The organism is Shewanella fodinae (assembly GCF_014651955.1).
GTDB lineage: Bacteria > Pseudomonadota > Gammaproteobacteria > Enterobacterales > Shewanellaceae > Shewanella > Shewanella fodinae.
Map to the genome: position 1 here is coordinate 322,093 of NZ_BMXW01000001.1, position 25,995 is coordinate 348,087.

Genomic DNA, 25,995 nt, shown 5'->3' on the forward strand with positions numbered 1-25,995 from the left:
ATTGCCAATGGGCAACAGCAAAAGAAATTCAGCTACTACGCTGCTCCGCGGCAAGGCTAGGACAACCTTTGAAAATGGAGCAACACTCCCGCCGGCTTATGGGGCGGGAATTTTGGCTATCGGGGTACAGAACCGATCAACCACTGAGATTACTACTGTTTTGGCAACAATTCGCAGCGATTATACACAAATTTTGCCTAGATGGGGGAACGTTTATAACCGTTTATACGGTTAATCGCCCAGTTTGTGGTGAGGTTCATGATCTGCCACGGGTGATTGCGAGATCCCCGCTGTAAGGTTAAAACGCATGGCTTCTTCAAATGACCAGTCAACTTTGATGAGATCTTCCCGTTTGACCAAGCTAGTAACCCCGGCCATCTGATAGGACAACTGAAACAAAACTGGCACCCAATCGCCTTCAGGTAAAGCATCTATCAGCGGCTGCGGTGGCGTATCTGTCATAATAAACCCCACCACATAACCGCCATTAGCTTGGCGCACTAACACGGTTTGCTGTGACTTCGGCTTGGAGGGATCGCGATTCATCAATGAAGCGATATCGCGGATACTGCCATAAACGGATTTAAACAGCGGGAAACGCATCAGTTGCCGCTCAATCCATCCCCATAACCACACCACAGGACTTACCGAAAACAGCAATCCCGCAATGAATACCAAGGCCACCACTAACAGGAAACCCGCGCCAAGAAATAACGAGGGCGCATGTACCAGCGTCAGCAATAATTTCCCCAGCTCATCCAATGATGCGAACAACGACCAGAACAGCCACAGACTGAGCGCCATCGGCAACAGATTGAGCAGACCACGGATTAGGGTTTGTTTCATGTTTCCCTCACATCAACAACGTCGACATGACGCTGCGGCGCTTATCTTAACACCGCCGCCCTATAGACCTCTATGCCAACAACGCTTCTGTCAGTCATTTCAGCAGCATCATGCTGAACATTGGCTGGCATTTGTCCAAAAAGCCGCCGCCATAAAAAACGCCAGCAATGGCTGGCGTTCACAGACTGATTTCACTATCAGTCCTTTTCCATCTCTTCATAGGAGACATGCCGGACATCGCGGCCTTTAACGTAATAAATCACGTATTCGCAAATATTCTTACAACGATCCCCTACTCGCTCAACAGCCCTTGCAGCCCATAGCACATCGAGAATACCGGGAATAGAACGGGGATCTTCCATCATGTAGGTCATTAACTGGCGAATGATACCCTCGTACTCTTTATCCAGCTTGGCGTCTTCTTTATGTAACTCAATGGCAGATTCAGCATCCATGCGTGCCAATGAGTCCAACGTTGAGTGCAATAAACGAGTGGCATGACGGCCCATACTTTCGATACTCACCAGCAAAGGTTGCTGATTATTATTGCGTTTTTCCAAAGCGGCTTTGGCAATCCGCACACAGGCATCGCCTATACGTTCCAAGTCAGCGATGGTTTTAGAGATGGCGATAACCAAACGTAAATCGCTGGCAGCCGGTTGACGCTTGGCAATAATACGTGTGCATTCTTCATCAATGTCCACTTCCATGCCATTCACACGATGGTCGCCGTCAATTACTTGTTGTGCCAACTCAGCATCCAGCGCGCCCAGTGCATCCAGTGCCTGCTCTAACTGGCGTTCAACCAAACCGCCCATCGCCAACACTTTATTGCGAATATCTTCCAGTTCGGCACTGAACTGACCGGAAATATGCTTATTAAGATTTTTATTTTCCATAAAATCTGCCTTGGTTCAGTGTGAGCCGTTAACCATAACGACCGGTAATATAGTCTTCAGTTTTGCTTTGCCGTGGCGTGGTAAAAATGGTGTTGGTATCACCATATTCCACCAGTTCACCCATATACATAAAAGCAGTTTGGTCCGACACTCGCGCCGCCTGTTGCATGTTGTGGGTGACGATCACCACGGTAAAGCGGGTTTTCAGTTCGGTGATCAACTCTTCAATTGTCAGTGTCGAGATCGGGTCCAACGCGGATGTTGGTTCGTCCAGCAATAACACTTCTGGTTCAATGGCAATCGCACGGGCAATCACCAGACGTTGCTGCTGACCGCCTGATAAGCCAAAAGCGTTATCGTGTAAACGATCTTTGACCTCATCCCAAATCGCGGCACCACGCAGTGAGCGCTCACAGGCTTCATCCAGCTCGCGCCGATTATTAATGCCCTGCAGTCTCAAGCCATAGACCACGTTTTCATAAATCGATTTGGGAAACGGATTTGGGCGCTGAAATACCATGCCCACATTGCGCCGCAGTTTGGCAACATCCACTTTCTTATCATAAATATTGTGGCCATTAAGCAGAATTTCGCCATCGATACGGCAGTTATCTACTAGGTCGTTCATGCGGTTAATACAGCGCAACAAGGTGGATTTACCACAACCACTTGGACCGATAAAGGCGGTAACTTTCTTCTTGGGAATTTTCATCGACACATCAAACAGCGCCTGTTTGTCACCGTAGTGCAGATTAAGGTCACGGATCTCCAGCGCCGTCTGTTCCGGCGGCAGATTTTTTAGATCAACCTTGGCTACAGCGGTCATTAATGAGGCATCAATCGAAATCATAGGTTGTTTCTGTCCTGTCTCTTGCACTGGCGGTTATCAGTTTTCCAGCGAACGATATTTTTCACGCAGATGGTTACGCACGCTAATAGCCGTCAGGTTGAGCGCCACTATCACGGTTACCAACAGGAACGAAGTGGCGTACACCAATGGCCGCGCGGCCTCTACATTGGGGCTCTGAAAGCCCACATCATAAATATGAAACCCGAGATGCATAAACTTACGTTCCAAATGCACAAAGGGGAAATTCATGTCTACCGGCAGGTTGGGCGCCAATTTCACCACTCCCACCAACATCAGCGGCGCGACTTCGCCAGCAGCACGTGCTACGGCCAAAATCAAGCCGGTCATAATGGCTGGGCTTGCCATTGGGATCACTATCCGCCACAAGGTTTCCGCCTTGGTCGCGCCTAACGCCAGACTGCCCTGACGAATAGCACTCGGGATACGTGACAGCCCTTCCTCAGTAGAGACAATCACCACGGGTAACGTCAGAATAGCTAAAGTCAATGCTGACCAGATCACGCCCGGCGAACCAAATGTGGGGGATGGCAGCGCTTCTGGATAAAACAATTTGTCGATAGAGCCGCCCACCATATAGACAAAAAAGCCCAGCCCGAATACCCCGTACACAATCGAAGGAACGCCAGCAAGATTAATCACCGCAATCCGGATAATTTTGGTCAAAATCCCTTTGCGAGCGTATTCATGCAGATAAATTGCAGCAATCACGCCAAAAGGTGTCACGATAATGGCCATTAACAACACCATAAATACGGTACCGAAAATAGCCGGGAACACTCCACCTTCAGTGTTGGCTTCGCGGGGATCGTCACTGACAAAATGGCCGATGCGCACGCACCATGTGGTCAATTTCTGCCAGAAGCCCATGCCATTGACATAACTGACATCTAGTACCGTATCCAGCGGTAAAGTCACTTCCTGGCCGCGCATATCTTTAACAATTACGGCGTCGCGTCCGGCCTGTTCACGCAGAGAAAATAGCTGTTTTTCCAACACCTGATACTTTTGCTGCAACTGTTGACGCTGCTGCGCCAGTTCTGCCTGACGTTCTGCTGTCAATGCATTATCCAGTTCATATTTACGACCTTTAAGGCGTAACCGCTCCAGATCATAATTGACTGAGCCGATGTCCTGCTTCTGCAACTGCTCTGCTTGTTTATTCAGCCCAACCGCCCGCTGAATATACTGCTGCAACGTATCGGCAATGTCGCCCTGTGCCGGCAAGCGCTGCCCCGCTTCAACAATCGCTACGGGATAGCCATAAAAATTACCGTTTTGGCTGCGCTCGATCATTGCCACGCCAACTGGCGCGCTGCGGCTAACAATGTCGGTTTGCAGGATCCAGCGAAAATCTAGACTGACAAATTCGCGATTACCCGTTTTGACAAGGAAACGATTCACAAACTCACCGGGATTAGCGGCGAAGTGATGCCCCGCGGCGACTAAACGCTCAGTAGGCACCTGTTCGCGGTCGTGAATTTCCCCAATCAGCGTATAGGGTTTACCGTTCTCATCCTGCATCTGCCATTGATAAATAGTCGCTGGCCAGAAATAACTGAGTCCGCGCCAAGCGATTAACAACAGCAAGCCTAATACGGCAATCAGGCTAATGCTGACGGCGCCGCCAGTCATCCAAATCCAAGGTGCACCGGATTTAAACCATTTCCCCATCACACAGCCCCTTGCTTATATAAACGCGTCATCTGCTCAATACCCTTACAGCGAGCTGTATCGTTCACGCAGCCGTTGGCGCACCACTTCGGCAATCGTGTTGAAAAAGAAGGTGAAAACAAACAGTACAAAGGCGGCCAAAAACAGCACCCGATAATGCGAACTGCCGATAGCTGACTCGGGCATTTCTACCGCAATATTAGCTGCAAGTGTGCGCATGCCCTGGAAAATACTCCAATCCATAATTGCCGTATTGCCCGTTGCCATCAGCACAATCATGGTTTCGCCTACTGCACGCCCAAGCCCCATCATCACGGCAGAAAAAATACCGGGACTGGCAGTCAACAGCACCACACGGGTAAGCGTCTGCCAACGGGTAGCACCCAAGGCCAAACTGCCGTTAGAAAGATGGCGTGGCACCGAAAAAATGGCATCTTCGGCAATTGAAAAGATGGTGGGAATGACCGCAAATCCCATGGCGATACCGACAACCAAGGCATTGCGCTGGTCAAAACTCATTCCCAGTGTATTGGTAATGAACTGACGGGTGTCGCCGTGGAACAGCCACAATTCGATAGATGGGCTGATGGCAAATGACAGCCAACCGAAAAAACAAATCACCGGGATCAGCAATAACTCTTGATAGGTTTCTGGCAGTAGCAGTTTGATCCGCACCGGGAGTTTCGACCAGATAAATGCAGTGAGCAATATGGTCACCGGTAGCAAGATCAGCAATATCAGCAAACCCGGCAGATGGTCTTCTATCAAAGGCGCCAACCATAGGCCAGCGAGAAAACCGAGGATCACTGTAGGCAACGCTTCCATAATCTCGATGGTCGGTTTTACTAATGAGCGGACCTTTGCTGACATAAAATAGGCGGTGTAAATAGCCCCTGCTATCGCCAAAGGTACCGCAAAAATCATGGCATAAAATGCCGCTTTAATGGTGCCGAATGCCAGTGGCATCAAACTGAGTTTGGCTTCAAAATCATCCGAGCCAGAAGTCGATTGCCAGACATACTGCGGCTCTGGATAACCTTCATACCAAACCTTATTCCACAGCGCGCTCCAAGACACTTCTGGATGGGCGTTGCTCACACCTAACAGTTGCAACTTGTCATCCGCCAGGACTACCAGCGCGTTGGCTCGGGGGCTAAATCCCATAGCGACCGGCTTAGTTAAATCAAATTTCTTGGAGAATAACTCGCGTTCACTGGTGGTATATAACAGCTCTAAACGACCATCTTCGCTGACAGTGGCAAAACTCTTACGGTAATATTCACTGGCCAGCACCTCTATATTGCCCAGGCCTTTAAATTCACGAATGAACTGATACAAGCGGCCGTGCTCACCTGCCACCTGAAAATACTGTGCGACCACACCGGTGTTATAACTGACAAGTAAGGAACTGGCACCCGCCAACAGACTGATATTACTAACCTTGGCCTTGTTCCTTTCCAAGTCCAGCACTTGCATTAAGCTGACATCGTCAATATCACTAATGTCATAGATGAAGACTTTATTGCCAGACTGCAGCATCAACTGGCGTTGATCGGGTGTCAGCAACTGATGCTCCACTAACGCAGGGGTATTGGGTAGCAGCTTACTATGATGCTGCCATTCCGTTTCTTCCGTCAGCATATTTTGTTCACCATCAAGCCGCGTAAGAAACCACTGCTGCTGATTGCCACGATAGGCAAAGCTGACTTTGCTACTGCTGTAAGCGAATACTAATTGCTGTAACGGCGCACCGTCTTCCGCCACCGCAATCAAGGGCTCACCCATCGGATAACGCAGCCCAGGCGTAATCAGTCGTTTATTATCTGGATAACTGACACTGAAATTAACCCCGGCAAGCAACGCCTGACCATTATCTAGCCCCAAAGCAAATAACTGCTGATTAGGCACCGATGCCGCACTGCTCACCACTTTGGCACCAGCAGGGATTGGCAATTGCATAGTCTGTTTAGAGGTATTGGCAATCCGATAAAAATCCACGGAGCCTTGCTCGCTGGCCCGATAGATAATTTCATTCTGTTCATCGGTACCGACCATCAGTGTTTTACTGTCTGCCACGACCGGGATACTGCTCAAAGGTGTTACTTTTGCAGCATCAAATACTGGTTTAATGACATATAATAGATAGAAAAATATCAGCAACAACGCCACGAATACCATGATGCCACCTACAGTGACACCTATCTTGGCCAACAGATCTTTCAACGCCCGGCGATTGCCGCGTTTTTCCATCAAAAAATCATGGGATGCTGAAGCAGGCTTAGAGACCTGACTTTCCATCGAAAACCTCTATTATTTAATCTATAAGGCGTGTCACTATTAGTGTCAGCCCGGTCGCAATCATCTGCAAATGCGACCAGCAAAACCGGTTTGCTTCCGCACAGGTGGCATTTTCCGGATTATATGACGCAAAAATGACAGTAATGTTACACCGTCTGTTTTTAACAGCATACAGGAGCCGTCCCAATATGCGCCGATATCTCATTACATTGCAGGTTCCTGACCGCAAAGGCTTGGTCGAACAGATTGCTAATGCCGTCAGTCATCACGGAGGTAACTGGCTCGATTCTGAACTGCGACACATCGATGGCATCTTTGCCGCGATTCTGTTGCTGGAAATCGACGAGCAGCATTGGGACGAATTGCAAGACTCTCTGGAATGCATTGATGGTCTGACCATGACATCATCCTTGGCGGCGCAATTCAACCCGCCACGGCGACGACTCACCTACAATCTGGTGGCTTATGATCGTCCAGGATTGGTGAAAGAGATTTCCAATAAGCTCAGTAGCCTCGGGATCAACATTGAACGCTTCAGCAGTAAATATGAAAGCGCCAGCCATACCGGAATTGCGCTGTTTCGTGCCACCATTAGTTTGGGACTGAGTGACCCGCATCAGGAAGAACTGTTGACTGAGGCGCTCTATGCCATCGGTGATGACGTGGTGATTGATAAAGTACGCAGCCGTTAACTGTGTGTTGCCAATCGAAAATTTCGGTCAGTGCAAGTCCAACTAACCTGATACACTGCTAAAAATCACTTAATAAGCTAAAACACGATGTTAGGAACGCTGGATAAAATGGCCGTGAGTCTGGATGACTCCGGCCTGGCGCAATATGCTTTGCGAGTAGGACAACAGCAACTGCCGCTAAACCCACGGCTAGGAAAGACTCTCACGTTACAGTTCACTGGCCGTATTCTCTGTTGCCATTGCGGCAAACCCACCAAAAAAAGTTATGCCCAGGGCCACTGTTTTGTGTGCATGCAGAAACTGGCCAGTTGCGACATGTGTATCATGAAACCGGAAACCTGCCATTTTTCCCAAGGAACCTGTCGCGAACCGCAATGGGGACTCGAACACTGCTTTGTGCCACATTTTGTATATCTGGCAAACACCTCTGGGATCAAAGTCGGGATTACCCGTCATACGCAGTTACCCACCCGTTGGCTGGATCAAGGAGCAACTCAAGGAATGCCGCTGTTTCGTGTCAATTCCCGCTACCTGTCAGGGCTGATTGAAATAACGTTGGCCCAATTAATTGCCGACAAAACCAACTGGCAAGCCATGCTAAAAGGCGATAACGATGCGCTGGATCTCGCGGCAGAAGCCGCATCGCTGTTACCACAAATCCACGACCGATTACATGAACTAGATAGTACCAAGCAGTTTATGATTGAGCCGCTGACAGCGGCAACCACGCACATTCATTACCCCGTGCTTCAGTATCCCACCAAAGTGAACTCTCTAAATTTTGATAAAACTGCCACCGTTACCGGCACTTTGCAGGGCATCAAGGGCCAATATCTGTTATTTGATACCGGTGTTATCAATATCCGTAAATTCACTGGCTATGAGGTTGCTGTCCACTGCTAACACGGCGCCTGTCAATTGGATCGCAAATCAAAGACACTGTGCGCTAATGGCTATCCTTGCTATTGATTAATGTTTCTGAATTGTTGCCAAGGCGTTTCAACTTAGACATTGGTCGGATATTAGCCAAAAGTGGTATCCATTAACATCAATGAGTTACATTTACAATTACACACCAGAGGTGATGCATGAATGCTATCTTTTTGATGTTAATGGGGTTGGGGGCGATGGCCGTAGGCTACTTCGTATATTCCAAGTTCATCTGCGAAAAAATCTTTAAGGTTGATCCTAACTTCGTCACGCCAGCCCATGCGATGCAGGATGGTGTGGATTATGTACCTACCAACAAGTACGTGTTGTGGGGGCATCATTTTACCTCTGTTGCCGGGGCTGCACCGATTATTGGTCCTGCCATTGCGGTGATCTGGGGGTGGGTACCCGCATTTTTATGGGTCACACTTGGTACCATTTTCTTCGCAGGGGTTCATGATGCCGGTGCTATCTGGGCCAGTAACCGCAATAAAGCCAAGTCCATTGGCGCAGTTACCGGAGATGTCATCGGTTCCCGCGCACGTTCTATTTTCATGGTGGTTATTTTCTTAGTATTGCTGATGGTGAATGCTGTATTTGCCGTAGTGATTGCCAAGCAGCTCATTAACTTCCCCAGTGCCACCATCCCGGTTTGGGGCGCCATTGCCGTAGCCTTGGTAGTAGGCCAGTTAATCTATCGCAAGCTTATCAATTTGCTGGTGGTATCGATTGTCGGTGTAATTGCTTTGTACGCCATGATCTATGTTGGACCAATGATGCCGATCTCCTTACCCGAAATGGTAGGACCGCTGACCGATAACGAAACCTGGATTATCCTGCTGTTTGTCTATGCAGCTATCGCATCATTGCTACCGGTATGGATGCTGTTGCAACCACGTGATTACATCAACGGTATTCAGCTGTTCATCGGTTTAGGTCTACTGTATGGCGCCGTGATTATCTCAGGTCCTGACATCGTCGCCCCCGCATTTAATACCAATGTGCCAGAAGGAACACCATCGATTGTGCCACTGCTATTTGTCACCATTGCCTGTGGTGCTATTTCCGGTTTCCATGGACTGGTCGCTAGTGGTACCACCTCCAAACAGCTGGATAAAGAGCCCGACCTGCGTTTCGTCGGCTACTTCGGCGCAATCGGTGAAGGTTCGCTGGCGCTAGCCGCCATCATTGCTTCCACTGCTGGATTTGCCACCCTCGCCGATTGGCAGAATATCTACCACTCTTTCGGCCAAGGTGGAGTTGGCGCCTTTATTCGCGGTGGCGCCAATATCCTTGAATCTGGTCTAGGCCTAGATGAAACCATGGCACAAACGCTGTTAACCGTTATGGTAGTGCTGTTCGCGGGTACCACCATGGATACCGGTCTACGCTTGCAGCGTTACATCTTCCAGGAATGGGGGGCCATTTATAACATCAACTGGATGAACAAAGGTTCCATTGCGACGTTCTTGGCGGTCGGTTCCTGTCTGCTGTTGGCGTTTGGTGCTGGTGGCGATGGTGCTGGTGGTTTGCTGATTTGGCCATTGTTTGGTACGACTAACCAACTGCTTGGTGGTCTGACACTGTTGGTGATTACTGTGATGCTGGTGAAATTAGGTCGTCCAATGATTTATACGCTAGCACCTTTAGTGTTCCTGCTAGTGATGACCATTTCTGGTCTGGTTATCCAGCTCAAAGGCTTCTACGTCAAAGCCGATTGGTTCCTGTTTACCCTGGATCTGATTGTATTGATTGCCGCCATTATTATTACGCTTGAATGTGTTGCTACCCTCAGCAAAACTATTAAAGAGCGTAACGCTGCCACTACCGAAGGTGAATGATGAAACTGGAAAAGATCCGTCGACTGCTCCGTGACGTCAGCCTGATAGCTGAAGAAGCCTATAATGCGCCATTTCGCGCAGCAGTGGCTCGCGCACGTCGGGAGCAGGACGATCTTTTCATGCTACTGATTTTCTCCGAAATGATGGGTGTGCCAAATCCAGCCAGCTATTACACGCTGGAGCTGCAGCCCATCATGCTGGAGAAGTTTCACGACTGGCATCTGCGAATGGGTCTGCCTCATTCGCCACTTGACCAGTTCAAATGTTGTTAAACAGAACGGTGGTACCGTTAAATGGACGTTCTAACCAATAAACGAGTTATTTGGGTGGGTGGTAAAGGTGGCGTGGGCAAAACTACCGTGTCTTCGGCCTTGGCGTTGCTGGCAGCTAACCGTAATAAGAAAGTGCTGCTGGTTTCCACCGATCCGGCACACAGCCTCTCCGATGCGTTTGCCAAACAAATTGGCGATAATATCACCCGCATGGCACCTAATTTGGATGCCCTTGAAATCGATCCTGATCATGAAGTGCAGCAGCATCTAGCGCAAGTCACCAGCCAACTGAAACGTTTTACCCGGCCAGAGATGTATGGCGAAATTGAACGGCAGATGCGGCTTACCCGTCAATCACCGGGGGCCCAGGAAGCTGCGTTATTGGAACGTATTGCCCACACTATTGAGTTGGGGCAGCAACAATATGACTTGGTTATTTTTGATACTGCGCCAACGGGGCATACACTGCGCCTGCTGAGTCTGCCGGAAGCAATGGCAGCCTGGACACAAGGATTGTTGAAAGCCAATGAGCGCTCAGAAAAACTCGGCGCGGTACTGGATCATCTGACGCCGAAAGCTGGCCGCGATATTGATAATCCGTTTGACGATCCCGCTGAACATGCCACCGCAGGCATGGATCCGCGCAACAAAGCGATTGCCGAAACATTACTGGCGCGGCAACGTTTGTTACAAAGGACCAGGGAAATTCTGCAAGACAGCAAGCGCACCGCGTTATTGTTTGTGCTGACACCGGAAAAACTACCAATTCTTGAAACTAGCCGGGCGGTGGACAGTCTGCTGGCAGAAAAACTCCCATTAGCAGGCTTAGTGATCAACCGGATTTTACCTGAAACTGCTGATGGTCATTTTCTCGCACAAAGACGCGAGCAGGAGCACAAACATCTGCTAGAAATTGAACAACGTTTCAAGCAATTGCCGCTGTTCAGGTTGCTGCTGCAGCCTACCGATATTGAAGGGCTGAAAGGACTGGAAGCAATGGCACAAAGATTGGAATTATCCGGTCTCTAGCACCTATCTGACACCAAAATCGGCTATGGCCTAATGTTGATCTGTTAAGAGCGAACACGTGACACTCTTGCTGAAAAGATCAACATCCAATGACCTCATATCATCGGCTTAATATGGTCGTCGGCCCCCTTTCTCAGCAACTATACCGAGATTAGGCTTAGACAGGAGGTAGACCACCATATTTACTCAAGTACTCGGGATCAATTTAGGCAAGCCAAACTTATCGCACCGCAATATATAAAACCCTACGTCAAAGGCAACACGAACGACTTCATTGATGCAGTGAAGCTTTAACCCGAGTTCCATGAATAGAGAGAAGACGACGAAAACGGTATGGCCACTGGCGTAAAACCTGACAAAAAACAGCAGAAAAATGCGTTGGGCTTTGAGGATATTCCGGCGCGGAATTCATCGTGGGATGGGAGGCAAGCACCTACAGCAGAGACGCTGAATACATTAGCGGTACTAGCGCAGACCCACCTCGTTATTGAATTTTATTTTTGCAACAACGAGGCGGACCATACATTTTTAATCTAAGCAATTTTTAATAGCGCTGCTTTAGCTATGGAACTCGGATGCGGATTTGCTATTTTCAACCACTTTAGGATCCTGTGCCCCAGAGGCTTTTTCAGTTGCCCATATGCCCAAGCCAATAAAGCCCGCGCCACCCACAATATTTCCCAACGTTACTGGGATCAGATTGGCAGTGAAAATATGGCTGAAGCTTAACGCCTCAAGTGCTTGTTCAGTGTAACCATGACTCAACAGCAGCTCTGTCGGTAACAGATATTTAAACGCAATACCAACAGGTAGCATGAACATATTAGCAATACTATGTTCAAACCCGGTTGCCACAAACAAGGCGACAGGCATCACCATCAATAGTGCTTTGGTACCAATATCTTTGCTCATATAAGCAAACCATACCGCCAGACACACCATGATGTTACACATCATCCCCAGTACAAATGCCTGACCCCACGTGTGATGTACTTTGTGCAACGCTATTCCTATGACATTCAGGCCCCACATACCACCATCTGTCATATACAAGCCACCGCCACATACCAATCCCACCAAGATCAACGCACCAACTGCATTACCAACATACACTTCAATCCAGCAAGACAGCATCCGGGCACAACTGACGCGCCCTTGCGCGCAAGCCACGGCCGACAACACTGTACTGGTAAAAAGCTCCATACCGAATAGCACTACTAGGATCAATCCCAGACTGAAGACAACACCGCCCATCAGGTGGACTGTCCCCCAATGTGCGTCTGGACTACCAGTAGTCACGGTGACATAAAAAACGAAAGCCAGACCGATAAAAAATCCGGCATAGATCGCCTGAATGAAGCGATAAAGGGACGGCTTGTTAACTTTTCCTTCACCACTGGCGATGACGGTTTGCAAATGTTCAGAAAACAGTTTCATTTTTTACCACCTTGTTGGGCAGTAACCGAAGCCCTAGCCAGGCACATACTCAGCGAACAGGCCATAAATACTTCGGTCTGCCGAAACATTAATTAATTTTCGACCGCAAAGTTACCAAAAATTAGAAACTTTTGATTTAGAAACAAATATTGCAAAACTACATCATCGTCGAAGTATTTATCCCCCTTTTTACCAGCGGAAATCAATTAATACTGCGAAAGATGCTAGCCGCCTCTCAGTTCAGTTTAATATTGACTAACAGTTCAAAATTTGCCCCATAACTAGCATATCTGGCACCATCTTCCGCTATATCAATCAGGCTTTACCACTCACAAACGCTGACCAATAATTAACCATCAAGTGCGCCATACATCATACTTAAATCGCTAGCCGCTAACACCATTATTTAGCTACAACTGAAATAACTGTCGCCGTCATAACACAAATTCATGGCGGTTCCGTGATTCAGTGCATATTTTTTATGTTACAAGGGGAGTTGATACTGAATGAGCAATGCAATTGAGGCTATTCAACCCCATCAGTTGTTTGTCTGTGGAGTTGTTCAAAGATTAATGTAAACAGCTGGTTATTAACTGATTAGAGCAATTACTCATACATTTGCCATGTGAATCCTCTACATTTTTGCGTTTTAATAGTGAATATCACTGGCAGATACAGATCTTAATTGTTCAAAAATTGATAACTCAGTAGCAAATTTAGCATTAACTTAAGCCGAGAGTTCGTTTAGTGGTGTGACCACTGGCAATCTTATGTTAATATCTTTTTGGACAATTGGTCTTACCAATTTATGGTTAAGGGCATTTACAGATATTCTTCAATCGGTAAAAGACTGGTTGATTTTGTACCTGCAAGCTTGGCACTCCGACCAGAGAACCAGGCAGCGAGACTGAACAGGGGTTAACGTCCCGAGGAAACAGACAGGACAGCAATCCCGCCCACTTTATCAAACAAAAGGTGAAGTACGATGACCGATACAACTGATCTGTTCCAAAAAGCCTGGGAAGGGTTTGTACCTGGTGACTGGAAATCTGAAGTTAACCTGCGTGATTTTATCCAAAACAACTACACTCCTTATGAAGGCGATGAATCCTTCTTAGCAGGTCCAACTGCGGCCACCAACACTTTGTGGGAAAAAGTGATGGAAGGCATCAAGCTGGAAAACCGCACTCACGCCCCCGTCGATTTTGACACCGATAAAGTCTCCACTATTGATTCGCATGATGCCGGTTATATTGACCGCGAACTGGAAACAGTTGTGGGGTTGCAAACCGATGCCCCACTGAAACGTGCACTGTTGCCAAACGGTGGTATCCGTATGGTAGAAAGTTCATGCCAAGCTTACGGTCGTGAATTAGATGCTCAGTTGCAATATATTTATAGTGAGCTGCGCAAGACCCATAACCAGGGTGTGTTTGACGTTTATACCCCAGAAATTCTCGCTTGCCGCAAGTCAGGCGTACTGACCGGTTTGCCTGACGCTTATGGCCGTGGTCGTATTATCGGTGACTATCGCCGTGTTGCGCTTTATGGTATCGACTACCTGATGAAGGACAAATTTGCCCAATTCACCTCGCTGCAAGCACAGATGGAAGCAGGTGAAAACCTGAGTGACGTTATCCAGTTACGTGAAGAAATCGCTGAACAACATCGTGCCTTGGCACAGATGAAGAACATGGCGGCTAAGTACGGTATTGATATTTCTGGCCCCGCGACTAACGCCAAAGAAGCGATTCAGTGGACATATTTCGGTTATCTGGCAGCAGTGAAGAGCCAGAACGGTGCCGCCATGTCACTGGGCCGTACCTCTACCTTCATTGATATCTACATTGAACGTGATCTGAAGAAAGGCCTGCTGACTGAAGAACAGGCTCAGGAAATGATTGACCATTTCGTGATGAAACTGCGTATGGTGCGTTTCCTGCGTACTCCTGAATATGATGAACTGTTCTCTGGCGATCCTATCTGGGCAACAGAATCCATTGGTGGTATGGGCTTAGATGGCCGAACACTGGTGAGCAAAACCAGCTTCCGTTTCCTGCATACCCTGTACAACATGGGCCCCAGCCCTGAACCGAACATTACGGTGCTGTGGTCTGAAAATCTCCCAGAAGCATTCAAGAAGTACTGTGCCAAAGTCTCTATTGATACCAGCTCTATCCAGTACGAAAACGATGATCTGATGCGCCCCGATTTTGAATCTGACGATTACGGCATTGCTTGCTGTGTTAGTCCGATGGTTATTGGTAAGCAAATGCAGTTCTTCGGTGCTCGTGCCAACTTGGCAAAAACCCTGCTGTACTCCATCAACGGTGGTGTTGATGAAAAACTGAAAAAGCAGATTGGTCCAAAAAGTGCCCCAATCACAGCCGATGTGCTGGAATTTGACGAAGTCATGGGCCGTCTGGACAACATGATGGAATGGTTGGCAACTCAGTATGTCACAGCACTGAATACCATCCACTACATGCACGATAAGTACAGCTATGAAGCGGCGCTGATGGCACTGCATGACCGCGACGTACGTCGTACTATGGCTTGCGGTATTGCGGGTCTGTCTATTGCTGCCGACTCATTGTCTGCCATCAAGTATGCCAAGGTAAAACCAGTACGTGATGAAAACGGCATTGCCGTTGACTTTGAAATCGAAGGTGACTATCCGAAATTCGGTAACAACGATGCCCGTGTAGATGACATCGCCTGCGATCTGGTACATCGTTTCATGGATAAAATCCGCCACAAACAGATGTATCGTAACGCTATCCCAACCCAGTCAATTCTGACGATTACCTCTAACGTGGTTTATGGTAAGAAAACCGGTAACACACCTGATGGTCGTCGTGCCGGAGCGCCATTTGCGCCAGGGGCCAACCCAATGCATGGTCGCGATGAAAAAGGTGCTGTCGCCTCGCTGACTTCTGTTGCTAAACTGCCTTTTGCCCATGCGCAAGACGGTATCTCTTACACCTTCTCTATCGTACCCAATGCGTTAGGTAAAGAAGATAGTGCTCGCCGTGCAAACCTAGCGGCGCTGATGGACGGCTACTTTGCCCATAGACCTGGTCACGAAGGTGGTCAACACCTGAACGTCAACGTGATGAACCGCGAAATGCTGGAAGATGCCATGGTGCACCCTGAGAAATATCCTCAGCTCACCATCCGTGTGTCTGGCTATGCGGTACGGTTTAATTCACTGACGCCTGAACAGCAGCAAGATGTAATTACCCGTACTTTCACCAAATCCGTCTGATAAGATTGGCTGCAATGGTAACATTGCAGCCTTTTCAGGAGTATTGATGACAGTTACAGGAAGAATCCATTCAATAGAGTCTTTCGGCACAGTTGATGGCCCCGGCATACGCTTTATCGCGTTTATGCAAGGTTGTCTGATGCGCTGTAAATACTGTCATAATCGTGATACTTGGGATTTGGACGACGGCAAAGATGTAACGGTCGACGAATTGATGGAACAGATCCTCAGTTATCGACCGTTTTATGAAGCCAGTAATGGTGGTGTGACGGCCAGCGGTGGTGAAGCCGTGCTACAGGCTGAATTTGTGGCAGCCTGGTTTAAAGCCTGCAAACAACATGGGATCCACACCTGTCTCGATACCAATGGTTTTGTACGTAAGTACACACCTGTGATTGATGAATTACTGGATAACACGGATCTGGTGATGCTCGATATAAAACAGATGGATGATGCCAAACACATCGATCTGACCAAAGTGAGTAATCAACGGACGCTGCAGTTTGCGCAATACCTTGCCAAACGGGGACAAAAAACCTGGATCCGTTATGTAGTGGTTGGTGGTTACACCGAAGATGAAGCGTCAGCGGAGATGCTGGCTGAGTTCATCCAGCCCATGAGTAATGTGGAAAAAGTGGAGTTGCTGCCCTACCACGAGCTGGGAAAACATAAGTGGCAGGCAATGGGAGAAACCTACGAGTTAGAAGGAGTATCCCCACCCAGCCACGATACGATGGAAAAAATTAAAGCGGTATTCACAAAACGCGGGATCAATGCCAGTTACTAAGGCTAGATTTCGTCCCAGAAACTGGCTTCAAGACGTTCAAATGCCAGTTTCAGAATAACCGCCATGTCCATGTAACAGGCCTTTGCGCCAAGTGGACGCGAACCTGCGCCCTGCTCTACCAGCCTGGCGTTGAGTTGATTGCCCCACTCCAGCAGTGATAAGGGTAACGGATGACGGGCTCGCCATCCCAACCAGAACATTCCTTGGAGCGGCATGCTAATAAAAAACAGGATGGTGGCAAGTGCCTGCGGCAGATAAGCCCATCCGTATAAATACAGCTGGCTACCACCAGCAAGCAGGGCTAAGCCCGGCATAAGGGTAGTCGCTAAGCGGGTTGCGCGGATCACGCGAAACTCGGGAAAGTGATATCCCAGTTGGCGCACCATGGGCCAGGTCTTCATATAGTGCTGACCGTCGCTCAGGGTCTTTAGGATGCCGGAATTCAAGGAACGCCCCTGCAATGAAGTGAATGCTTTTACCTTAGCACATTTCCAAAAACTGACCCAATATAGAACTGGGTAAGGAAATGCTAAATGAACACAGGTTCGGAAGCTGGCTTTCCCGGATCAGTTATTAAAACGGCATAAGGTTTATTAAGATGTCAAATAAACTGGTATTGGTTTTAAACTGTGGCAGCTCGTCGCTGAAATTTGCGGTCATCGACGCCATCACTGGCGATGCAGAAATTTCTGGGCTGGCAGAGTGTTTTGGTCTAAAAGACTCGCGCATCAAGTGGAAATACAATGGCGAAAAACATGAAATGTCACTTGGTGCTTATACGGCTCATCGCGAAGCAGTTGAATTTATTGTTGAAAATATATTAGGGCCATTACCGGAATTATTATCCAAAATTCTGGCCGTCGGGCATCGCATTGTGCACGGCGGGGAAAAGTTCACCCATTCGATGATTGTTGATGATACGGTCATTGATGGTATTGAAGAGTGTGCATCACTGGCACCACTGCACAACCCGGCGCATCTTATTGGTATCCGCGCAGCTATCGCATCTTTTCCTGACTTACCCCAGGTGACTGTGTTTGACACCGCCTTTCACCAATCTATGCCGGAAAGAGCTTATATCTACGCCCTACCCTATAAACTTTACCGCGAGCACAGTATCCGTCGCTATGGCATGCACGGTACCAGCCATCTGTTTGTCAGCCGCCAAGCCGCGCAAATGCTCGAAAAACCTGTCGAAGAGCTGTGTCTGATTTCAGCTCATTTAGGCAACGGCGCGTCAGTTACTGCTATCAAAGGTGGCAAAAGTGTGGACACCTCTATGGGACTGACACCACTGGAAGGCCTGGTGATGGGCACGCGTTGCGGCGATATGGACCCGTCCATTGTCTACCACCTAGTGCATCAGTTGGGATACACAGTAGATGAAGTCAACTCCATGCTCAATAAACAGAGTGGACTGCTGGGGATCTCGGAGTTAACCAGCGATTGTCGCGGGATCGAAGAGGGTTATGCTGAAGGCCATAAAGGTGCCACATTAGCACTAGAGATCTTCTGCTATCGTCTCGCCAAATATATTGCATCATACACAGTACCGCTCGGAAAACTGGATGCAGTAGTGTTTACTGGTGGCATTGGTGAAAATTCTGATTTGGTACGCCGTAAGGTGCTAGAAAACTTGGCTATATTTAAATTCCAGGTTGACGATGAGCGTAACAAAGCGGCCCGCTTTGGTAACAGCGGCATTATTACCGCTGATACCAGCCCTGTTGCCATGGTGATCCCGACAAATGAAGAATGGGTTATTGCGGCAGATGCATTAAAACTCATTGAGTAATCAACAGTTATACCGCGTCAACTGCTCACCTTTGCGGGGCGCGGTGTCTGGACAAACAACAAAACCTTGCGGGCAAGTAGTTATCGCAGCAACGGTTTTCAGAAGAGGTTTTTATGTCCCGTAACATTATGTTGATCCCCATAGGTACAGGCGTCGGCCTTACCTCAATTAGTCTGGGGATGGTACGTGCGCTTGAACGTCATGGCGTCAAAGTTCGCTTTTTCAAACCCATTGCGCAACTGCGCCCCGACGATAAAGGGCCGGAGCGTTCCACCACTATTCTCAGCAAATCACCTACAGTTAATCCGCTCGAGCCATTTGACATGGCGCATGCAGAATCACTGATCCGTGCCGATCAGACAGATGTGCTGATGGAACAGATAATCGCCAGAGTATCAGAGTCGGTTGGTGCCACTGAGACCTTGATTGTAGAAGGTCTGGTGCATACCCGTAGCCATCACTTTGCCGATGACATCAATTATGCCGTTGCCAAAGCATTAGATGCCGATATCATTTTTGTCGCAACACCAGGCAATGATACCCCTATCGGACTGATGAACCGCTTAGAAATCGCCTATCACTCCTGGGGCGGTGCCCAGAATCGTCGCCTGATCGGTGCTATCGTCAACAAGATAGGCGCTCCGGTAGATGAAGAAGGACGGATGCGTCCAGATCTGTCTGAAATGTTTGACCATGATCCTAGTCAGCATATTGATACTGCTGGCATGTTCCAACTCCCCGGCAAGAGCCCGCTCCGTATTTTAGGCAGCGTGCCCTATAACCTTGCCTTGGTGTCACCACGAGCATCCGACTTAGCCAAACATCTGAGTGCCAGAATTCTCAACGCTGGCGAGATGCACACTCGTCGCCTGCGAAAAGTCACGTTTTGTGCTCGTTCCTTACCGAATATGGTCACACACATCAAAACGGATTCGCTGCTAGTCACCTCGGGTGACCGTTCAGATGTGATAGTGTCTGCTTGTCTCGCCGCCATGAATGGCGTAAAAATCGGCGCCTTATTGCTCAGTGGCGGTTACGAGCCGGAACCAGCCATTATGGAACTGTGTGAACAAGCCTTCGAAACCGGCCTTCCAGTATTCCTGATTGACAGCAATACCTGGCAGACATCGCTCAACATCCAGCGCTTTGACCATGAAGTTCCTGTCGATGACGCCGTTCGTATTGATCTGGTTCAGGAATATGTCGCAAGTCATATCGATCAGAACTGGATTGAAAGTGTTACCGAAAACTCGCCTCGCGAGCACAGACTGTCTCCACCCGCATTCCGTTACAAACTGACAGAACTGGCAAGAGCCGCCCATAAAACCGTGGTGCTGCCAGAAGGTGATGAACCACGCACAATTAAAGCCGCTGCTATTTGCGCCGAGCGCGGTATCGCCCACTGCGTATTACTGGGTAAACGCGATGAAATCATGCGTATTGCCAACCTGCAAGGCGTAACGCTCGGTGACGGCATAGATATTGTGGATCCTGATGAAGTTCGCGAACGTTATGTTCAGCCGATGGTGGAATTGCGCCGCGGCAAAGGTATGACCGAAGTTGTTGCCCGCGAACAGTTAGAAGACAACATGGTGCTCGGCACCATGATGCTGGCACAGGACGAAGTGGACGGCATCGTGTCTGGCGCAGTGCATACCACCGCCAACACCATCCGCCCACCGCTACAGCTGATTAAAACGGCGCCAGGATCCAATCTGGTTTCTTCAATCTTCTTCATGTTGATGCCGGATCAGGTGCTGGTTTACGGTGATTGCGCTATCAACCCAGATCCAGATGCGGAGCAGTTAGCGGACATCGCTATCCAGTCTGCCGAATCCGCGAAGGCTTTTGGGATTGAGCCAAGAGTCGCGATGATCAGTTACTCTACCGGTAACTCAGGCAGCGGCTCTGATGTCGATAAAGTACGTGAAGCTACGCGGATCGCGAAAGAGAAACGTCCTGATCTGGTGATTGATGGCCCGTTGCAGTATGACGCTGCGGTAATGCCAAACGTAGCCCGCTCCAAAGCGCCTGATAGCCCAGTTGCTGGTAAAGCAACAGTGTTTGTCTTCCCTGACCTAAACACAGGTAATACCACCTATAAAGCGGTACAGCGCAGCGCTGATCTGATCAGTATCGGCCCAATGCTACAAGGAATGCGTAAACCGGTTAACGATTTGTCCCGTGGCGCATTGGTAGACGATATTGTGTATACCATCGCGTTAACAGCCATCCAGGCGACCCAGAACTAAATGAGCATAAGTAAAGGCGCCCTTGTGGCGCCTTTTTTATTTGAGTCAGTCCGCAGTGTGACATTGCAACTGTTTTTCCGTGCGCGACAAAAATTGACCATCAGTAATTTAAACGTTATTTCAAAAAGTTAGACAAGACGCTGTGAGTATTCAACAAAGTTGTCCACAGATTTTGTGGATAACCATCAGGTTTATTCAGCCGCAATTCAGTATTGGTCATCGACTTTCTACAGCGACTTGCGGTCCGCCACAAAAAACCGGATACTGACCACACCCGTCTACATCGGTAAAGCCATGAGATACGTAATATTTCTCCTTATGATATGCCTGTTTGGCTGTAGCGATGCGACCAAAGATGGCGAGGCATCACCGGAACAAGTTGCACTCGGCTTTTTTCAGGCGATCTATGTGGATCGTGATGTCCAAGAAGCTATGCAATATGTTGATGCGCCCATTAAAGAGGTGCTGCGCAGCTATTACATTGCGCCATCGGTACAGCGTTATATGCTCAACTTGTCCATGACTGACGTAACACTGTCAATTGAAGACATCGATATCGATTTTTTCCGTAAGTTCTCCGACGAAGTTACCGTAGTCGTAAAACTGGTAGGGAAAAAGGCAGGAGAAAAATGGATAGATGACCGTTCGCTTAAACTAAAAAAAAGAGGTAACAGCTGGATAATTGTTGAGATTGTGCCAGAAACAGGCAAAACCAACGTCGGAGCCTTCTAGTCTAGGGTTATCCTTCCTCACAGAGCGTGCTACACTCGAGCAAGTTTTGGAATTCCCTGGTCAATCATGAAGCAGTTACTGGATTTTCTCCCGCTCATCATTTTTTTCGCTGTCTATAAGCTATATGACATCTACGTCGCCAGTGGGGTATTGGTGGCGGCAACCGCACTGCAATTAGTCATCACCTACGCGATATACCGCAAGTTAGAAAAGCTGCATATCATCACATTTGTGGTGGTCGCTATTTTTGGTTCGCTGACACTGTTTCTGCATAACGATGTTTTCATAAAATGGAAAGTGACTATCGTCTACGCGCTGATGGCTCTGGCATTAGTTGTCAGCCTGTGGCTTAAACGCCCAGTACTGAGATCCATGTTAGGCAATGAGCTAAAAGTTGCCGACCATATCTGGGCTAGAGTTACGTGGTATTGGGCAGCATTTTTTATGTTGTGTAGCCTCGCCAATATTTATGTCGCTTTTCACTTAAGCCAGGCCACCTGGGTGAACTTTAAGGTGTTTGGCCTTACAGCAGTCACGCTGCTAAACACTGTCGCGACAGTGTTATATCTGTTTAAACATATACCGGAAGAGCAACGGAAGGAACTCAAATAATGTGGTACATGATCTCAGCACAAGACGTTGAAAATAGCTTAGAAAACCGTTTATCAGTAAGACCTGCACACTTGGCACGCCTGCAGTTGCTTGCCGATGATGGTCGATTGATGGTTGCGGGGCCGCACCCGGCAGTAGACAGTGACAATCCTGGCGCTGCTGGTTTCACGGGGTCACTAGTAGTGGCTGAATTTGAATCGTTGGAAGCAGCCAAGGCTTGGGCCGATGCCGATCCGTATGTCGCCGCTGGCGTGTATGCCAATGTGGTCGTCAAACCCTTCAAACCGGTTTTACCATAAATGAAGATTGTTTCATTCAATATCAATGGCCTGCGTGCGCGCCTGCATCAACTGCAAGCTTTAATTGACAGCCATCAGCCCGACATTATTGGCCTGCAGGAAACCAAGGTTCACGACGAAGCCTTCCCGCATGATGAAGTCACGGCCATGGGCTATCAAGTACATTACCACGGCGGTAAAGCTCACTACGGCGTAGCGCTGCTGTCAAAAATTGCACCATTGCAGATCCAGAAAGGGTTCCCCACCGATTCAGAAGATGCCCAGCGCCGCCTAATAGCGGGCGAATTTATGCAGCCTAATGGCCGGATACTCACCGTTATCAACGGCTATTTCCCTCAGGGCGAAAACATTGATCATGAAGTGAAATACCCTGCCAAACGTAAGTTTTATGCAGATTTGATGCATTGGCTTAACACCAGCTTTAGCCCGCAGCAAGATATTGCCATCATTGGTGACATGAACATTTCGCCAATCGATCTGGATATTGGGATAGGCGCTGCAAATGCCCGCCGCTGGTTACAAACTGGCAAATGCAGTTTCCAACCCGAAGAACGTCAATGGTTCTCAACGCTGCTGGACTGGGGGCTAGTCGATACGTTCAGGCAATTACACCCAGAGCGAGAACAACGTTATTCATGGTTTGATTATCGAAGTAAAGGCTTTGACGAGAATCGCGGATTGCGTATAGACACCATTTTGGCAACGCCACCATTAGCGGAACGTTTGAAAGAAGCGGACGTTGACTATGAATTGCGAGCCATGGAAAAACCGTCAGATCATGCGCCAATATGGAGCACGTTTGACTGCAGAGCGTAGCTTTCTGGCTAAGACCCTACATGACAAAACGCCCAGCTAAAGCCGGGCGTTTCCTTGTGACTCGCTTAATTTAGCTGCCGCAACTCTGGATCACCTGCGGATTAGTAACCACAATTGCGGGTGCTCCAGCCGCCGCTGACGCTGCAAACGTTGCGACTTGTGACTGCATCTCTGCGGTTGCTGCCGCCGCCATACCATCAGTCACTCCACTAATCTCAGATGGGCTGACAATAGAGCTGTGGTGCCCCTTGGTAAAACGTACCGCCCCATTGCTACCACTGCTATCGACACAACTCAACCCAAGGTTAGCAATTAAAGGCTCGGTTCCCGACAATGGAAATCCACTCACACTATTTGGCAATACCTGATCAGGTTTATTACCAGCACCATCACCGACCACCTCTATCAAATGCACTGGCAAGCCAGAAGCCTGCAACATTGCCGCCTGACTGATGGGGTCGCTGCTGTCTATGGCTGTCTGCACCGCGAAAGCAAAGGTTGGAATAAAGCTTTGATACACGGTTTGCACCAATGCGGCATACTCAGCAGAATCCTCAGCGTAACCGGCAGTATTAGCCGCAGTGACTAACGCCTTAAACGTATTAGATGCTGTGATATTGGCAAACAACACCGGCGAGAAGGTGGCGGAGCCAGCAAAACTGCCAGCAAGTCCACCACTTGGTGCTACCAGCGATACGCCTTTTATCCCGTAATAATTTGGCAAGGCACTGCCACTGCTGGGATCCACCAATCCACTGCTGGCATAAGTCGCAAAATCAGTACCGACAATAGCACCGAGGCTTAACCCTTGCGCGGTGATCTTATTCACATCAAACAGCGGTGTGGCGCCACCCGCGGCTTGAGAAGCACTCAGTCCGCCAATGGCTAGCCGCAACGCCAAATGATCCACTGTCGCCTGTCGGAAGTTATCACGTACAGATAAGGTACTAGCGATGTTAACAAATACCAACGCATTGCCATTATCAAAAGCGTGAGGCTTGCCGATCACAGCACCAAATGACGGGTCGGAGGCAGAGACCTCATAAACACCATCATTATTTGCATCATATGATCGAGCACCATGTAGTGGCATATCCATCGCTACCAGCGCTACACCTGCAGCGGCATAACTGCCGGCATAAGCCAGCGCCATTTCCTTGCCACCACCGAGGCCGTGCATAGCAAGTGTAGTTGGCCATCCGCTGGCAGGCGCGCTGAAGGTTTTGCCCTGACTGGCATAAAATAACGCGAGTTTTGTGGCGTTAGGCACGCTGATAAGTAATGGAACCGTCTCATAGCCCTTAATAGCTGGAATAGGATTGAAACGTGTCAGATGCCGATTCACATCAGCATTACTACCATCGTCCAAGGTCCAAGTTTTTCCCGCAAGCAAAGAGGGATTAGCCAGAGTTGCACTGGGATCTATGCCATAATTTGTCGCCTGAGTTGCGAAATGGCTTTGGCTCATAGTGCCATTCTGCAACGCTTGTAAGACTGCCACCGGGCTGTCACCTAATGCTTGCCAGTGGCCATCAATGCCATCGCAACTGGCAGATGAACAGTCACCGTATATGGGCAATTTTATCGCTGCCGTATAAATATCGGCCATATCCGCGAGTACGTACGCAGTGCCATCGGCGGCTGTCAGTCCTGCTGCCGTCGCGGCTGTATAGCCAGCGGGCATAGGCGCTTGTACCCAAGTTGGCGCATAGGGTGAACCAGTTTGCAACATCAGCAGTTTGACGGTTTCATAAACATCACTGACTGACTGCGTAGTAAACAAGCCAGCGTATATAATAGTGTCGCTGTCAACACTGTGGCTGCTGCTCAACCCTTTTTCGTAACTGTTGACCAGTGTCTGTAACATCAGCTGATCGGGCGTTTCCAGTGGATGGGTTGCAATATCCATTTTCAGCAAAGCATAGGTTGTGGAAGGCGCGACGCTGCGGCCTTCTGTGTCCTTGATTAAGGTAGTTGCAGCATAAAGGTAAGAGTGGGCAGGTTTAAGCGGCTTCAACGGTACCACGACAATATTGTTACCTGAAACCTGCGTAACAAAATCCTCTCCCCAGGTCAATTCATCGCCCACAGCACAAGCGCTGACCGCTGGTGCCGACTGACAACTGCTGTCGGTTGACAGTGGGCCACCACTGGTTGCCTCGAATAACCGCACCGCCCCAGGCTGGGCAACGGAAGATGCTAATAAACCTACTGGATTGCCACTACCGTCCTTTGCTGGTGCAAACCCTATCGTGATAGGTTGCGTAGTCGACCAACCGTCCAATGCGCCCAACGCCAGTTGCGGGTCGGTATAATCGCCCGAACTTTCACCCGGCATGTTCAGCGTACCGTCGAGCGTACCACTGAGCAGCAGATCATTCGGTATCGGTACCGCTGAATTCGCGGGATCAAATACCAGATGCGTTTCTGGCACCAATGGTTCTGTGTTATCTTTCAGCTCGTCATAGCTGTCACCGCCGCAGGCTGTGAGTCCGAATGCTGCCATCACCGCAGCAACTACTATCCGTCTGTTCATGTTTGTAACCCCAAGTCTTGTTGTAGTAGTTTTGTTTCCCTGACAAATTGGTCACAATACCCCAAATACAGCGACCACAGAGATGAGACCTAAGTCTCAATCCTTAACAAGT

The 25,995-nt window shown here is 48.8% G+C and carries 22 protein-coding genes; 14 read left to right on the forward strand and 8 right to left on the reverse strand.

Annotated elements, in window-relative coordinates; genetic code table 11:
• Positions 1–231: 231 nt before the first annotated feature.
• The 5 genes from IE064_RS01620 to IE064_RS01640 form a co-directional block, all read right to left on the reverse strand.
• The gene (locus IE064_RS01620; protein WP_189615807.1) at positions 232–846 is read right to left on the reverse strand and encodes a DUF502 domain-containing protein; all 615 of its coding nucleotides are present in this window, start codon (positions 844–846) and stop codon (positions 232–234) included.
• A 197-nt stretch (positions 847–1,043) separates the two neighbouring features.
• Positions 1,044–1,745 carry a phosphate signaling complex protein PhoU gene (gene phoU / locus IE064_RS01625; protein ID WP_133037671.1) on the reverse strand — a complete coding sequence of 234 codons (702 nt, stop codon included), beginning with the start codon at positions 1,743–1,745 and terminating at the stop codon, positions 1,044–1,046.
• Positions 1,746–1,773: 28 nt separating this feature from the next.
• Positions 1,774–2,595 (reverse strand): phosphate ABC transporter ATP-binding protein PstB, encoded by an 822-nt coding sequence (gene pstB, locus IE064_RS01630; RefSeq protein ID WP_189615808.1) that lies wholly within the window; start codon positions 2,593–2,595, stop codon positions 1,774–1,776.
• 36 nt (positions 2,596–2,631) lie between these two features.
• Positions 2,632–4,287, reverse strand: a complete 1,656-nt coding sequence (pstA, locus tag IE064_RS01635; protein WP_189615810.1) for a phosphate ABC transporter permease PstA — start codon at positions 4,285–4,287, stop codon at positions 2,632–2,634.
• 45 nt (positions 4,288–4,332) lie between these two features.
• A complete protein-coding gene (locus IE064_RS01640; RefSeq protein ID WP_189615813.1) occupies positions 4,333–6,585 on the reverse strand; it encodes an ABC transporter permease subunit in 2,253 nt (750 codons plus the stop codon).
• A gap of 188 nt (positions 6,586–6,773) precedes the next feature.
• On the opposite strand from IE064_RS01640, the gene IE064_RS01645 reads away from it, so the two are divergent.
• The 6 genes from IE064_RS01645 (at position 6,774) to IE064_RS01670 (ending at position 11,886) form a co-directional block, all read left to right on the forward strand.
• Positions 6,774–7,277 carry a glycine cleavage system transcriptional repressor gene (locus IE064_RS01645; protein ID WP_133037675.1) on the forward strand — a complete coding sequence of 168 codons (504 nt, stop codon included), beginning with the start codon at positions 6,774–6,776 and terminating at the stop codon, positions 7,275–7,277.
• Positions 7,278–7,364: 87 nt separating this feature from the next.
• The gene (locus tag IE064_RS01650; protein WP_189615815.1) at positions 7,365–8,180 is read left to right on the forward strand and encodes a DUF2797 domain-containing protein; all 816 of its coding nucleotides are present in this window, start codon (positions 7,365–7,367) and stop codon (positions 8,178–8,180) included.
• Between the two features lie 185 nt (positions 8,181–8,365).
• On the forward strand, positions 8,366–10,048 hold the full coding sequence (locus IE064_RS01655; RefSeq protein WP_133037677.1) for a carbon starvation CstA family protein: 1,683 nt from the start codon (positions 8,366–8,368) through the stop codon (positions 10,046–10,048).
• Entirely contained in the window at positions 10,048–10,320 is a 273-nt protein-coding gene (locus IE064_RS01660; RefSeq protein WP_133037772.1) for a cory-CC-star protein, read from the forward strand. Before IE064_RS01655 ends, IE064_RS01660 begins: the two co-directional genes overlap by 1 nt.
• 21 nt (positions 10,321–10,341) lie before the next feature.
• Positions 10,342–11,349, forward strand: coding sequence for an ArsA family ATPase (locus IE064_RS01665; protein WP_189615817.1), 1,008 nt, complete (start codon positions 10,342–10,344; stop codon positions 11,347–11,349).
• A 333-nt stretch (positions 11,350–11,682) separates the two neighbouring features.
• On the forward strand, positions 11,683–11,886 hold the full coding sequence (locus IE064_RS01670) for a hypothetical protein (protein ID WP_189615819.1): 204 nt from the start codon (positions 11,683–11,685) through the stop codon (positions 11,884–11,886).
• A gap of 21 nt (positions 11,887–11,907) precedes the next feature.
• On the opposite strand, the gene focA is transcribed toward IE064_RS01670, so the two are convergent.
• Positions 11,908–12,786 (reverse strand): formate transporter FocA, encoded by an 879-nt coding sequence (gene focA, locus IE064_RS01675; protein ID WP_133037679.1) that lies wholly within the window; start codon positions 12,784–12,786, stop codon positions 11,908–11,910.
• A gap of 985 nt (positions 12,787–13,771) precedes the next feature.
• On the opposite strand from focA, the gene pflB reads away from it, so the two are divergent.
• Positions 13,772–16,054 carry a formate C-acetyltransferase gene (pflB, locus tag IE064_RS01680; RefSeq protein WP_189615821.1) on the forward strand — a complete coding sequence of 761 codons (2,283 nt, stop codon included), beginning with the start codon at positions 13,772–13,774 and terminating at the stop codon, positions 16,052–16,054.
• Between the two features lie 46 nt (positions 16,055–16,100).
• Positions 16,101–16,841: a pyruvate formate lyase 1-activating protein gene (pflA, locus tag IE064_RS01685; RefSeq protein ID WP_133037681.1), complete on the forward strand. Its 741-nt coding sequence runs from the start codon at positions 16,101–16,103 to the stop codon at positions 16,839–16,841.
• A 2-nt stretch (positions 16,842–16,843) separates the two neighbouring features.
• Here the strand turns inward: pflA and yfbV are convergent, their stop codons facing one another.
• Positions 16,844–17,287 carry a terminus macrodomain insulation protein YfbV gene (gene yfbV, locus IE064_RS01690; RefSeq protein WP_133037682.1) on the reverse strand — a complete coding sequence of 148 codons (444 nt, stop codon included), beginning with the start codon at positions 17,285–17,287 and terminating at the stop codon, positions 16,844–16,846.
• Positions 17,288–17,439: 152 nt separating this feature from the next.
• Between yfbV and ackA the strand changes: the two genes are divergently transcribed.
• From ackA to xthA, 6 genes are all read left to right on the forward strand, one after another.
• A complete protein-coding gene (gene ackA, locus IE064_RS01695; RefSeq protein ID WP_189615823.1) occupies positions 17,440–18,636 on the forward strand; it encodes an acetate kinase in 1,197 nt (398 codons plus the stop codon).
• A 113-nt stretch (positions 18,637–18,749) separates the two neighbouring features.
• The gene (gene pta / locus IE064_RS01700; RefSeq protein WP_133037684.1) at positions 18,750–20,888 is read left to right on the forward strand and encodes a phosphate acetyltransferase; all 2,139 of its coding nucleotides are present in this window, start codon (positions 18,750–18,752) and stop codon (positions 20,886–20,888) included.
• A gap of 294 nt (positions 20,889–21,182) precedes the next feature.
• A complete protein-coding gene (locus tag IE064_RS01705) occupies positions 21,183–21,620 on the forward strand; it encodes a hypothetical protein (RefSeq protein ID WP_189615825.1) in 438 nt (145 codons plus the stop codon).
• A gap of 66 nt (positions 21,621–21,686) precedes the next feature.
• Positions 21,687–22,232: a septation protein A gene (locus IE064_RS01710; protein ID WP_189615827.1), complete on the forward strand. Its 546-nt coding sequence runs from the start codon at positions 21,687–21,689 to the stop codon at positions 22,230–22,232.
• The gene (locus IE064_RS01715) at positions 22,232–22,531 is read left to right on the forward strand and encodes a YciI family protein (RefSeq protein WP_133037687.1); all 300 of its coding nucleotides are present in this window, start codon (positions 22,232–22,234) and stop codon (positions 22,529–22,531) included. Before IE064_RS01710 ends, IE064_RS01715 begins: the two co-directional genes overlap by 1 nt.
• A complete protein-coding gene (gene xthA, locus IE064_RS01720; protein ID WP_133037688.1) occupies positions 22,532–23,347 on the forward strand; it encodes an exodeoxyribonuclease III in 816 nt (271 codons plus the stop codon).
• Positions 23,348–23,417: 70 nt separating this feature from the next.
• Here xthA and IE064_RS01725 read toward each other — a convergent pair whose 3' ends face one another.
• Positions 23,418–25,883, reverse strand: coding sequence for a VolA/Pla-1 family phospholipase (locus IE064_RS01725; RefSeq protein ID WP_189615829.1), 2,466 nt, complete (start codon positions 25,881–25,883; stop codon positions 23,418–23,420).
• Positions 25,884–25,995 lie beyond the last annotated feature (112 nt).